This window comes from Enterococcus sp. DIV1314a, assembly GCF_051713805.1.
In the GTDB taxonomy this organism is placed as follows: Bacteria; Bacillota; Bacilli; order Lactobacillales; family Enterococcaceae; genus Enterococcus_I; species Enterococcus_I aquimarinus.
Genome location: NZ_JBIOQP010000001.1, coordinates 662,291 through 675,331 on the forward strand (window position 1 = coordinate 662,291; position 13,041 = coordinate 675,331).

At 40.5% G+C, this 13,041-nt stretch carries 10 protein-coding genes; 3 read left to right on the forward strand and 7 right to left on the reverse strand.

Annotation, left to right across the window (positions count from 1 at the left end):
* Positions 1-78 precede the first annotated feature (78 nt).
* The 3 genes from acnA to IGI68_RS03170 all read left to right on the forward strand — a co-directional run bounded on the left by acnA (position 79) and on the right by IGI68_RS03170 (position 4,633).
* Positions 79-2,772, forward strand: a complete 2,694-nt coding sequence (gene acnA / locus IGI68_RS03160) for an aconitate hydratase AcnA (protein WP_438730429.1) — start codon at positions 79-81, stop codon at positions 2,770-2,772.
* Position 2,773: 1 nt separating this feature from the next.
* Positions 2,774-4,009 (forward strand): NADP-dependent isocitrate dehydrogenase, encoded by a 1,236-nt coding sequence (icd, locus tag IGI68_RS03165; protein ID WP_273232245.1) that lies wholly within the window; start codon positions 2,774-2,776, stop codon positions 4,007-4,009.
* 81 nt (positions 4,010-4,090) lie between these two features.
* Complete coding sequence (locus tag IGI68_RS03170; RefSeq protein ID WP_438730433.1) at positions 4,091-4,633, forward strand: biotin transporter BioY; 543 nt, start codon at positions 4,091-4,093, stop codon at positions 4,631-4,633.
* A gap of 114 nt (positions 4,634-4,747) precedes the next feature.
* Here the strand turns inward: IGI68_RS03170 and IGI68_RS03175 are convergent, their stop codons facing one another.
* The 7 genes from IGI68_RS03175 to IGI68_RS03205 all read right to left on the reverse strand — a co-directional run bounded on the left by IGI68_RS03175 (position 4,748) and on the right by IGI68_RS03205 (position 13,023).
* Positions 4,748-5,335 (reverse strand): rhodanese-like domain-containing protein, encoded by a 588-nt coding sequence (locus IGI68_RS03175; protein WP_071873945.1) that lies wholly within the window; start codon positions 5,333-5,335, stop codon positions 4,748-4,750.
* A gap of 243 nt (positions 5,336-5,578) precedes the next feature.
* Positions 5,579-6,505, reverse strand: a complete 927-nt coding sequence (locus IGI68_RS03180) for an RNA-guided endonuclease TnpB family protein (RefSeq protein WP_071873946.1) — start codon at positions 6,503-6,505, stop codon at positions 5,579-5,581.
* 32 nt (positions 6,506-6,537) lie between these two features.
* Entirely contained in the window at positions 6,538-7,476 is a 939-nt protein-coding gene (locus IGI68_RS03185) for an ATP-binding cassette domain-containing protein (protein WP_071873947.1), read from the reverse strand.
* Positions 7,463-8,539: an ABC transporter ATP-binding protein gene (locus IGI68_RS03190; protein WP_438730438.1), complete on the reverse strand. Its 1,077-nt coding sequence runs from the start codon at positions 8,537-8,539 to the stop codon at positions 7,463-7,465. The genes IGI68_RS03185 and IGI68_RS03190 overlap by 14 nt, the downstream gene beginning before the upstream one ends.
* A gap of 18 nt (positions 8,540-8,557) precedes the next feature.
* Complete coding sequence (gene oppC, locus IGI68_RS03195; RefSeq protein ID WP_071873949.1) at positions 8,558-9,493, reverse strand: oligopeptide ABC transporter permease OppC; 936 nt, start codon at positions 9,491-9,493, stop codon at positions 8,558-8,560.
* Position 9,494: 1 nt separating this feature from the next.
* Positions 9,495-10,982 carry an ABC transporter permease gene (locus IGI68_RS03200; RefSeq protein ID WP_438730442.1) on the reverse strand — a complete coding sequence of 496 codons (1,488 nt, stop codon included), beginning with the start codon at positions 10,980-10,982 and terminating at the stop codon, positions 9,495-9,497.
* A gap of 67 nt (positions 10,983-11,049) precedes the next feature.
* Complete coding sequence (locus tag IGI68_RS03205; protein ID WP_438730446.1) at positions 11,050-13,023, reverse strand: peptide ABC transporter substrate-binding protein; 1,974 nt, start codon at positions 13,021-13,023, stop codon at positions 11,050-11,052.
* Positions 13,024-13,041 lie beyond the last annotated feature (18 nt).

Below are 13,041 nucleotides of genomic sequence, written 5' to 3' on the forward strand. Positions count from 1 at the left end.
ATTTACTATTGGCTTTTTTTCATTTTGAACGTATAATTATGCCATATCTCTAATATTTTATAGACTGGAGGACCACCTATGAACTGGCATAAAGAACTTGTACTGTCGAATAAAACGTACAATTACCTTGATCTAGGCGCTGTCGCAGAAACTTATCATTCAAATTTAACGAATCTTCCTTATTCAATCCGAGTATTATTAGAAAGTGTCGCTCGTCAGATGGGAGAAGATATCACAATAGACGACGTTGCTTCCTTAGCCAACTGGCAAGCGGATAATCCTCAAGGTGTCGTGCCCTTTAAGGTCGCTCGGGTTATTTTACAAGATTTTACTGGGGTTCCAGCTGTTGTCGATTTAGCTGCCATGCGTGACGCGATGGTTGCATTGGATGGGAAAGCCGCAGATATCAATCCAGATATTCCGGTGACCTTAGTGATTGACCACTCCGTCCAAGTCGATCAATATGGCAACAAAGGTGCTATTGCCTTCAATACGGCCAAAGAATTCGAGCGCAACAATGAACGCTACGAGTTTTTAAAATGGGCACAATCTTCTTTTGAAAACTTTGATGTGGTGCCGCCAGAAACGGGGATTATTCACCAAGTCAATTTAGAAGTGTTATCTGAAGTTATTTTAACGGAACATAAAGCTGGGATTGATTGGCTATTGCCAGATACTTTGCAAGGAACAGACTCCCACACAACCATGATTAACGGCTTAGGCGTGCTCGGTTGGGGTGTTGGTGGAATTGAAGCCGAAGCTGCTCTTTTAGGCGAAGCGTCCTTCTTCCCGACTCCTGAAGTAATTGGTGTCCGTTTCGTCGGAACTTTATCACCCGGTGCAACTGCCACGGATTTAGTGTTGTCCATTACTGAAACGCTACGCAAAGAAAACGTTGTCGGTAAATTTGTTGAATTTTTTGGTCCAAGTTACCACGAATTAAGCTTAGCTGACCGCGCAACCATCGCCAACATGGCTCCTGAATATGGTGCGACGTGTGGTTTTTGTCCGATCGACGACGAAACATTACGCTATTTAAAAATTACTGGACGCTCAGAAACTGTCATCGAACGTGTTGAAACTTATGCAAAACAAAATCATTTGTTCTACGATGACACTATTGAGCCCACTTATACAAAAGTCATCACTGTAGACTTAGCAACAATTCTACCCGCCTTAGCTGGACCAAAACGTCCACAAGATCGCATCTTATTAACCGAGGTCGCTCAAGACTTCCATGATAGTTTAACGGCACCTGTCGGACCAAAAGGTTTTGGTTTAAGCACGGAAGAAACTGAAAAGCAAGTCGTTATCGAGTGGGATAAAGAAGACAAAGTCATTCAAACTGGCGATTTACTGTTAGCGGCCATTACAAGCTGTACGAATACAAGTAATCCATTCGTCATGCTTTCAGCCGGTTTACTTGCAAAAAATGCGGTTGAAAAAGGATTAAGAGTGCCTGACTACGTTAAAACATCCTTAGCTCCTGGTTCAAAAATCGTTACCAGCTATCTCGAAGCAAGCGGACTCATGCCTTATCTCGAAAAACTCGGGTTCTACTTGGTTGGTTACGGCTGTACAACCTGTATCGGTAACTCTGGACCATTGGCAGATGAAATTACCGAAGCTTTGCAAAAAGAAGAGATGCTTGTATCTTCTGTCCTGTCTGGAAACCGTAACTTTGAAGGACGGATTCATCCATTAATTAAAGCGAACTATCTTGCTTCTCCACCACTCGTGGTTGCCTACGCTCTTGCTGGGACTGTCACAAAAGACTTAACGACGGAACCAATTGGCGTTGATGCAAGCGGTCAAGCCATTATGCTAAGCGATATTTGGCCTGATAAAGAAGAGGTTCAACGCTATATCGATCAATTTGTTTCTCCTGAAGCTTTCCGCCTTGCTTACGGTGATTTATTTAGTGCCAATGAACGCTGGAATGCGATTGACACCACGCACAGTGATTGCTATTCATGGGATGAACTTTCAACCTATATCGCTCACCCACCTTACTTTAAAGGTCTGACAAGAGAATTACCTGAACAAGGCGTCTTAACAGACTTGCGAATTTTAGCAAAACTAGGAGATTCTGTTACCACCGATCATATTTCTCCTGCCGGCAGTATTGCGTTGCACTCGGCCGCTGGAAAATATTTAAAAGAAAAAGGCTTGCGTTACAGTGATTTCAACTCGTACGGTTCACGTCGCGGGAATCATGAAATTATGATGCGTGGGACATTCGGAAATATTCGTCTCCAAAATCAACTCGTTCCTGAAATTAGTGGCGGTTACACACGTTACTTACCAACAGGTGAAGAAATGTTTATTTACGATGCTGCTTTGCGTTACCAAGAAGCAAACATCAACTGTATGATTTTAGCCGGTAAAGATTACGGTATGGGCTCTTCCCGTGACTGGGCGGCAAAAGGGACGCAATTACTCGGAGTGAAAGTGGTTTTAGCCGAAAGTTTCGAGCGGATTCATCGTAGCAACTTAGTCATGATGGGTGTTGTCCCATTAGAATATTTAGCAGGTGACACCGCAGAGTCGCTTGGACTTACTGGAACAGAAACTTTCCAAGTCTTGCTCCCAGAAGAACCAACTGTCAACCAACTCGTTCAAGTCATCGCGACCGATGCGCAAAATCATAAAACATCCTTTATGACACGTCTGCGTTTTGACGCGCCTGCAGATATCCGCTACTGGAAACACCAAGGGATTTTACCAATGGTTATTCGTAAAAAATTAAGTGAAAGCGCAGGTAGCCTATAAGATGACACAAATTGAAGAAAAAATCGTTCCCTATATTCCTGGCGATGGCGTCGGACAAGAAATATGGCAAGCTAGTCAACCCGTTTTTGATGCCGCCATTCAAAAAGCCTATCAAGGACAAAAAAAGATTCTTTGGCAAGAGATTTTAGCCGGGGAAAAAGCGTTTGACCAAACAGGCGAATGGCTGCCAGAAGCGACACTCGAGGCCATTCACGAGGCCAAAATCGCCATCAAAGGACCGTTAACGACACCTGTCGGCGGAGGCATTCGTTCTATTAATGTAACATTGCGTCAAAAATTAGATTTATTCGCTTGTGTGCGTCCCGTTCGTTACTTTAAAGGCGTTCCTTCGCCGGTGAAAGAACCTGAGAAAACCGATATGGTCATTTTCCGAGAAAATACGGAAGACGTCTATGCGGGTATCGAATTTGCCATTGACGATCCGAAAACGAAAAAAATCATTGACTTTTTACAACAAGAATTAGACGTTACGTCGATTCGTTTCCCTGAAACGTCTGGTATTGGAATTAAACCAATCTCAAAAGAAGGAAGCCAACGCTTGGTCCATTCGGCAATTGATTACGCAGTCAAACAAGGCCGTAAAAGTGTGACGCTTGTCCATAAAGGAAATATCATGAAATTTACCGAAGGCGGTTTTAAAAACTGGGGATATGACCTCGCTGAAAGCAGCTTTAAAGAGACAACCTTCACGATGCGACAATTTGATAAGATAAAAGCTGACAAAGGTGCTGACGCGGCTCAAACGGCCTTAAAAGAGGCTCAAGTATCAGGTAAAGTCATTATCAATGATGTGATTGCCGATAATTTCTTGCAACAGATTCTCCTTTATCCAGAACGCTATGATGTCGTGGCAACAACCAATTTGAATGGTGACTATATTTCTGATGCACTAGCAGCCCAAGTTGGGGGAATTGGCATCTCGCCTGGTGCTAACATCAATTACCATACAGGGTATGCCATTTTCGAAGCGACTCACGGTACTGCTCCAGATATCGCCGGTCTCGGCAAAGCCAACCCCTCCTCGCTCTTACTTTCAGGTGTGATGATGCTAGAGTACTTCGGTTGGCAAGAGGCCGCAGATCTCATTACACAGGCGATTGAACAAGCACTTGTTCGCAAACAAGTGACGAGTGATTTTGCTCATCAACTACCCGATGCTACTTTGCTTTCAACTCAAGAATTTGGTGAGTATCTTATCACCCTCTTAAATCATTAATTTCGTTAACTTTCTATTTACAAATTGGTTAACGTAATGGTATACTCCTCTCACAGCTATTATTTAGAGAGGAGTTTTTTTATGCGTTTAGCGTTACGAGAACAATTATTAGCAGCAATGTTTGCGGGGGTGATTGCCGTTAGTGCCCAAATTGTCATTCCGTTAGGTTTTATTCCGTTAAGTCTCCAAACGTTTACAGTCGGTTTGACTGCTACCTTATTAGGCCGTCGAACAGGATCATGGGCCATCACGCTTTATCTATTATTAGGTTTTATCGGCTTACCGGTCTTCGCTGGTGGAAAAAGTGGAATTGGCGTACTATTTGGACCAACCGGTGGTTATTTGATTGGCTATCTCATAGCAAGTCTCTTGATTGGAAGCCTCCTAAAAAAAGGGGCATGGTCTTACTGGTACGTTATCGTCATTAATTTTCTTGGTTTTATTCTTGCCTTGATTATTGGTAGTTTTTGGTTAAGTACCGTCGCTAATTTAACGATTACTCAAGGATTTTCGAGCGGATTTTTACCCTTTTTATTACCGGAGATGATTAAAGCTGTCGGTGTCGGAATACTCGCCGTGTGGTTAAAAAGACGTTTACCAGAGAAATATTTCTATTTCGTCTAGGATTTTTAGCTGAGGATGCCTTCAAAGGTTAGAGAAGTCACACAAAAAAACACAAGTAGCTGCGACAACTTCGTCATAGCTACTTGTGTTCCTTTTTTTCATGAGTTTAGGAGATTATTTTGTTGCTTCTTGTTCCTTTAAGATGGCGGTCACGCCACCTTCTATCACGATCGCATCATAGCCTTCTTTATTTAAAAAAGAGGCTACCGTCGTGGCACTATTCCCCGATCCACACAAGGTATAGATTTCTTTATGACGATCGAGCGACGAGTGATTTTCAGCAATATTCGCTAATGGAATAACGATTAAATTCTTTTCAGGCGCTTTTTTTGTGACGGTTTCTGGTTCACGCACATCTAGCAACACATAATCTGACTCTTGCGCCAAAAATGCTTTTGCAGAAATGGTCTTGGTTAGATGCATCTGGTCTGTCGGGATATCGTCCACCAATACGTAACCGAGAATCGACTGGAACCCTTGTTGCTTCGCTTGTGCTTCTAGCAATTCTAACGCTGCCTGATCTTCTTTGGCTAGAAGAAAAACAAGGGGCGTTTGCGGATCAAGTAATTTCTTCGCCACTTTTTCGAATTTCGCTAACGGGACATTCAGAGCCCTCTTAGTAGAACCGGATTGAAAAGCGTGTTGTAACCGTGTATCAATCACTTGAGCCCCTTTTAATTCCTCAAATGTAACGTGTTTCAAAATATCACTCCTCTATCATTATTTGTTATGATTATAATACAGAATCGTCGTTTAAGAAATGATTTAGTATTTGTCGCCAAGAATAGAAGTGATACAACCAAAGAAAAAGCCGAAGAATCACTCGATTCTCCGGCTTTTTCTTTTCGGTTTTTCATAATTAGTGAGGCGGATTCCTAGAAACAAAAGCCCAAAGACTTTTTCTATACCCTAGGCGATCCCTGGAGCTCCTTCCAGTTCTGCGACTTATTCGTACGTAAGTTCTTTCCCGTACCATTCAGCCTTGTATTCTAACTTCTTTAGAAACATTTGCCAATCTGCTTTAGAGAAATAGAGTGGTTGATCTGGTAACGTTTCAAACAGCAACTCTTTTGTCACATGAATAAAATCAAATTGACGAACAATCGCATATGAAACTTGATCAAAATAATTTTCTTTTTTCTCTCGGCAAGAAAGTTGCAAGCGACCAAGTTTTTCTTTTTGTTTTTGATAATTTTTAGCATACGCTAGAGGAACTCGGCGTTTTCGTGCGATCTTCCCACGAACTCTCAGCTTTCGCTGCGCGCGATCGATTTTATCAAGCAATTGTTCTTGATTGCATAAAGTCGGCGGTGTATATTCAGAACTTTCTAATAATTTATTCGGTGAATAGACCAAATGAATGGTCTTTAACGTCTTCGGTAGTGGTTCTACCTCTTCCACACATAAAAAAGAGACAAAGAATTCTTCGTTATTTCTCGAAGAAATTGTAGCAGATTTAATCGTTCCTTTGATTTCACGATGGCAATTCACTGCAACCAAACTTTTTAATTTGGGTAATTTTAAATAACCATCGGAAAGACAAATCGTTTGTCCTTGATTGTTTGTCGTATAAGATTGTAGAGGATTCGATTTATTCTTTAAACTCGGATAGTCACTTTTCCCCGTATAGTATCGGCGAAAAGCTTTCTCTAGATTGCGTTGGGCATTGGCTAAAGCGAGACTATCCGTCGCTTTTAAAAACGGATAGTCTTTTTTTAAGGCCGCTGGGGTTAGTTTTCCCCCTTCTGACTGTTGCCTCGCAACGAGTAAATGATTATAGGTAAATCGAACACAACCAAACGTCGTCACGAAAAAATGTTTTTGTTCTTCATTTGGATAAATTCTAAAGCGATACGCTTTTAAGACACTCATTTCTCGACCTCAATTCTTGGACGAAGGCACCCTTACGAGCGAATGGTTTGGCGATATCCTTCTAATTCTTTTTCATTTCCATAAACAAAATGACCTGGCTTTACTTCACTAAAGGTTGGTTTATCGACCGAGTAATCATGCATTTCTGGATCGTAAACAATCAGTTCTTTCTTACGCGCTAAGATCGGATCTGGAATTGGCACAGCTGATAATAAGGCTTGCGTATAAGGGTGTAACGGATTACGGAATAGTTCTTCCGTTTCAGCCATTTCGACAATGCGTCCAGAACGAATAACAGCAATTCGATCAGAAATAAAGCGAACAACAGATAAATCATGTGCGACAAAGAAATAAGTTACGTTGTTTTGAATTTGTGATTCTTTCAGTAGGTTTAAGACTTGTGCACGAATCGAAACGTCTAATGCAGAGATTGGTTCATCGGCAATTACTAAGGAAGGTTCCATAATTAACGCACGCGCAATCCCAATCCGTTGACGTTGACCGCCTGAGAATTCATGGGGATAACGATACATATGTTCCGGTAACAAACCAACTTGCTCAATAATTTTTTCTACTTTTGCGAGGCGATCTTCTTCGGAGTCGAATAAACCAAAGTTGTATAATCCTTCAGAGATAATATACTCAACTGTTGCCCGTTCATTTAATGAAGCAGAAGGATCTTGGAAGATCATTTGAATTTTACGGATTTTATCTTCCATCTCTTCTTTTGATAACTTCGTATTAATTTTTTTACCTTCAAAAACAATGTCACCGTTACTTGTTTGATTTAAGCCAACGATAGCACGTCCAATCGTCGTCTTACCAGAACCAGATTCTCCTACAAGCGAGAAGGTTTCTCCTTTATAGACATCAAAGTTCACATCTTGTACCGCGACGAATTTCTTTTTGCCTTCGCCAAAGGTGATCTCAAGATCTTTAATGGATAATAAAACTTCTTTATCTTTCGACATCTTCAATTCCTCCAGCTTGTGCTTTTAGTAAAGCAACCATTTTTTCATGTAAGTTTTGGATGATTTCTGGTTTCTCTGCTTTAGGCGCTCTTGGGTCTAGCAACCATGTTTTGGCAAAGTGTGTTTCGGATACTTGGAACATCGGTGGTTCTTCCGCAAAGTCAATTTCCATTGCGTAAGAACTACGTGGCGCAAAGGCGTCTCCCTTAATATCTTTATATAAAGAAGGCGGTGTTCCAGGAACAGAATACAACTGATCCCCACGATTTCCTAATTGCGGCAATGACGATAACAAGCTCCATGTATACGGATGTTGTGGATTATAGTAAATATCTTCGACAGTACCTGTTTCAACGATTTGCCCTGCATACATCACGGCAACTCGATCGGCAATCGATGCCACGACACCTAAGTCATGCGTAATAAAAATCGTTGTAAATTTATATTCTTCTTGTAATTCACGAATTAAATCTAAAATTTGCGCTTGAATCGTCACGTCTAATGCGGTTGTTGGTTCATCACAAATTAAGATCTTTGGACGACACGCTAACGCAATGGCAATGACAATCCGTTGACGCATCCCACCTGAATATTGGAAAGGATAATCGTCATAGCGTTTTTCAGCATAGGGAATTCCCGTACGATTCATTAAATCAATCGCCATTTGTTTTGCTTCTTTTGGTGATTTTTTTTGATGCTTAATGATTACTTCTGAAATTTGTGAACCAATTGTTTTAATTGGATTCAACGAGGTCATCGGATCTTGGAAAATAGTTGCAATTTCTTTCCCGCGAATGCCGTCCCACTCAGAATCTTTTTTCAAATCACTTAAAATTTTATCTTGATAACGAATCGTGCCACCGGTAATTGCTCCATTTGATTCTAACATTCCAGTAAAAGTCTTCGTCAATACAGATTTACCTGAACCAGACTCTCCTACGATTGCTAACGTTTCTTGTTCTTTCAATTCAAGAGAAACGTTACGAATGGCACGTAATTCACTACTACGAACTTTAAAGCCAACGGAAATATTTTCAGCACTTAAAATTGTTTTTTTCGCCATTTTAACTTATTCCTCCTTTTACATGTGTGTTCTTGGGTCAGCGGCATCGGCCAATGTCTGTCCAACAATGTAAAGAGAAACAGAAACTAAGGCTAAAACGGTAACTGGAATCCAGAATAAATATGGATAGTTCCCCATATTGTTTGTATATTGTGAAATCAAACGACCTAACGACGGTACATTCGCGCTCAGACCAACCCCTAAGAACGATAGGAATGTCTCATAAGAGATGAAAGCCGGAAGTGAACGAGATACGTCTGTTACGATAATAGATGTTAAATACGGTAAGATATTTCTAAAAATCATCCGTACTTTTGGTGTTCCTAATGTTCGTGACGCTAAATTGTATTCGCGATCACGCATAATCATGACTTGTACACGAATAAAGTAAGCAGGTGCTAACCATCCTGTCACACACATTGCAAAGATTAAATTCCAAAATCCATTTCCAAATGTATAAGACATTACGATGATGATCAATAATTGAGGAACGTTTGAAATGACATTATAGATTTCTAACATGACTTTATCAAACTTTTGTGACACACCCCAAATGGCTCCTAAAACGACCCCTATGGTAGTCGTAATAATTGTTGCGATAACAGAAATCGAGATTGACGTTTTCGCTCCTGCCCAAACAGCGTCAAACAGAGACATTCCGTTTGCATCCGTTCCAAACCAATATTGTAGACTTGGTGGATTATACCGTTTGGAGAAATCATTAATATCTTCTACGTTTAAAAAATCATAACCACTAAAGATTGGTTGGATAAAAGACATTAATAAAATTGCGGTCATTAATACGAGCATCGCGATCGCGGTTTTGTTCGAAAAGAACTTGCGACCGACTGAACGCCAGTAGGAATACGTTGGTGTATCAATTTTTTCAGAAGACAAGGAGTCAATGGTGACGAAAGTAAAGCCATCATTTATTTTTTGATTCGTTTTTTCCATTTTATTCTCCTCTTTCTGCTAAGTTAATTCGTGGATCAACCATTGCCATCGTTAAGTCTCCTAATAGAACAGACGTCACGGCAACTGTTGTAAAGATAAAGACAACTGCAATCACGATCGGATTGTTGTTGGCCATAATGGCATCCGGTAACATTTTACCCATCCCAGGTGCTGCAAAGACTGTCTCGGTAATTGTCGCACCAGTAATTGCACCAATGATACTCATTGGAATTTGGTTCGCAATTGGAATTGCGGCATTTTTAAAGATATGTTTGCGCGCGATTTCGCGTGTATTCAGACCTTTTGCTTTCGCAAATTTCACGTAGTCGGCTGATTGTTGGTCAATCATATAACGACGAATCCAAATGATAATGTTCGAAACCGATAGTAACCCTAAGATTACGGTTGGTAAAACATAGGAACGAATATCACCTGCGCCAAAGGTTGGGAATGAATCGGGTAATCCAAACCAATTACTTCCAAGGAAACGGAAGAAATAAATAAACGCTAAACTCGGTACAGAAATTAAAACGGTAACTAACCCAATTCCTAATTTATCTGGGAAGCGCCCTTTGTAGCGTGCCATTAACATCGCAAACGGAATGCCGATACCATAAGCAAGTAAGACCGCAATGACACCCATTCTAAATGAAATACCAATCATTGAAGGATCTTGATAAATGTTATCGGTAATCGCATAGTTATCATTGAATAATTTTTTCTCTTGTGAGGACAGTTTCTCTGTTGCTTGGTATTGTCTTGAATAAAGATTTGCTGCTGATTTCGCAGTAACCCCTGTTGGGAATGTTAACTCACGGCTATCTGTTTTCCCTTGTCCACCAGTGATGACTTTCATCACGTCTTGACCGGCAAACGTTGGATACGATACGCCTAAGTTTAAGTGCACGATATTTTGATGGATATACGGGAACTGTTTATTGAAATACACTTGGTATTTAAATTGTGTCCCTGAACCAACTAAGGCCCATCCAACTGTCTCGTCTTTTTCGAAACGTAGTGACCGCTCTAGATCCGGATTTGACGGATCATTCACCTTCCATGGATGATCAATCTGTATCATATTGGCATAAAAACGGAACACACGCGTTGGTAATGGGATATCTTTCGTCGTATAAAAGGCTTTACTGATTGGCAATTGATGTAATTCCCAACCGTTCGTGTCTGCCCACTCTTGCAAAATTGCCTTGTTCTCTGCAGTTGGCTCCCCAGTTAATCCTTCATGGTCTTGACTTACGGTATCAATTAATTCCTTTGAAGATAAATATTCAATATATCCCATTTTGCTAAAGGCAGTGTTCTCATAGTTCGCCAACTCATCTGGTTTCCCTTTAAGTTTCCCATAGTTAATATCGTCTTTAAAGACATTTCTACGAGGAACTAAGGTATAAATCACACCATAAGTGATTGTCGTTACCAGAAAGATACTGAGGATTGATCTTAGTATTCTAAATGAAAGGTATCGCTTCAAAATTTGTCCCTACTTTCTATATGTAAGTAAAAAAGGCTAAAGATTAGCCTTTTTTACTTTGAATCCATTATTTTGCTGCTTCTCTGTCTGCAAGCCATTTTTCATGTGCTTCATCAAACTGATCAACAGTAACGATGTCATCTTGTAATTCAACGTATTTCAATTTATTTGCTGCAATTCCAGCCCAGCCATCTGGTGCTGTAAATGGTACAACTTTTGTCACACGTGGTAATCCTTCGTCAGAGTTGACTGGGATTTGAATAACATTATTCAATAACCATGCTTCTGCTTCTGCGTAAGCTGCATAACGCTCATCTGTATTTTCAAAGATTGCGTTCGCTTTGTCTAATAACGCGTCATATTCTGTTAGACCAATTGCTTCTTTTGCTTCTTTTGATGGATCTTCCCCTTCAACAAGGGCTGAACCTTCAAGACCTAATGTTTTTAACATATCCCCAGTACGAGAATCATAAATATTCAAGTAGCTTGATGGATCAACGTAGTCAGGTCCCCAACCAGATGCATTCGAGATATCAAAGTCTCCAGCAGCTCCGGTTGTCGCTTGGTAAGTTGCTTGTAAGTATTGATCTTCACTCAACATTTGAATATCCACTACAACATTGTCTGTTCCTAAAGAAGACTCAATTGTGCTCTTTAATGATTTCACTTGGTTGACGGATACTTCTGCTTTTGCATTCACTGGAATATCTAAGTGAATTGGGAATGTTACGCCATCAGCCTCTAAAGTTGTACGTGCTTTTTCGATGTATTGTTTTGCTTTTTCAGGATTGAAGTAACCATCTTGTCCTTCTGCCAATACAACATCGCCAAATGCTTCTGTGTCAAGTGCTTGTAAGTTTGTTTGAACGCTATCACCAAAAGGCTTGCCTTCAATCGTTACAAATTGTGTTGGTACTAATGTATTACGTAAGCTGTTGTCTGCGCCTTCTTCACCAACGTTTTGTGCACGGTATGAACGCGTATCAAAACCAAATAAGATTGCTAGACGGAAGTCACGGTTACGAATTGCTGCTTGCGTATCCGCTTTTTCAGCATCTGTTGCTTTAGAAGTCGCACCATATGTACCACGGTTAAAGTTGAATGTTACGTTAAATGTTGATCCGCCAGGGAGTGACCATGTCACGCCATCTGGGTGAGCTGCTAACACATCTTTGTAACCTGGTGAGTTTGGATAAACACGTGCTGCACTTAACGTTCCTTCTTCAAAGGCTTTAAATAAGCCATCTGGATCTGAACCGTCGTTATATGTCCATTTTACCGTATCGTAATTCACATTTTCTGCATCCCAGTAGTCTTCATTTTTCTCGTATTCAATCACAGATTTCGCTGTATTGTTTTTCAAGATGTAAGCACCGTTATAAAGAATTGAATCTGGTGATGGTTGCCCAAAAGCATCGCCTTTTGATTCTAAGAACTCCGCATTGATTGGGTATAAAATCCCGTAAGTTGTTTTTGAATTCCAGAATGATTCTGGTTGGTTTAACGTATATTCGAGTGTGTAATCATCGATTGCTTTCACGCCAATTGTTTCGAAGTCACTTGTTTTTCCTTCAATATAGTCACTTAAGCCGACGATACTATTTGCTACGATGTATAATGTTTCAGATTTCTTTTCTACGGCATGTTTGATTCCAGTAACCCAGTCATGTGCCGTTACTTCTGCGCCATACTCGTTACCTTCGCTATCAAGCCATTGAACACCTTCACGGATTTTGTACGTATACGTTAAGCCATCTTCGCTTACTTCCCACGATTCTGCTAACGCTGGTACTAAATTACCTAATGAATCATTTTCTAATAATCCGTCAACAAAGTTCGTGAAGTGATCACTATTTGTTTTACGTTGTGACACCGTGTAGTCTAATGTTTCTAAATCTGTTGCAAAGACCGAATTAAATGCAACGGGTGCAGTACTTCCTTCTCCGTTGCCCGCAGAATCACCACTACCGTTGCCGCCACTACAAGCCGCAAGTACAAATGTACTAACCAATACAGTTGCTAAAACCTTTCTTACTTTCATGTATACTCCTCCATTTTC

Bases quoted from the DNA above. Each gene is read 5' to 3' on its own strand.
- acnA (WP_438730429.1), top strand. From the start codon at position 79: ATGAACTGGCATAAAGAACTTGTACTGTCGAATAAAACGTACAATTAC.
- icd (WP_273232245.1), top strand. From the start codon at position 2,774: ATGACACAAATTGAAGAAAAAATCGTTCCCTATATTCCTGGCGATGGC.
- IGI68_RS03170 (WP_438730433.1), top strand. From the start codon at position 4,091: ATGCGTTTAGCGTTACGAGAACAATTATTAGCAGCAATGTTTGCGGGG.
- IGI68_RS03180 (WP_071873946.1), bottom strand. From the start codon at position 6,505: ATGAGTGTCTTAAAAGCGTATCGCTTTAGAATTTATCCAAATGAAGAA.
- IGI68_RS03185 (WP_071873947.1), bottom strand. From the start codon at position 7,476: ATGTCGAAAGATAAAGAAGTTTTATTATCCATTAAAGATCTTGAGATC.
- IGI68_RS03190 (WP_438730438.1), bottom strand. From the start codon at position 8,539: ATGGCGAAAAAAACAATTTTAAGTGCTGAAAATATTTCCGTTGGCTTT.
- oppC (WP_071873949.1), bottom strand. From the start codon at position 9,493: ATGGAAAAAACGAATCAAAAAATAAATGATGGCTTTACTTTCGTCACC.
- IGI68_RS03205 (WP_438730446.1), bottom strand. From the start codon at position 13,023: ATGAAAGTAAGAAAGGTTTTAGCAACTGTATTGGTTAGTACATTTGTA.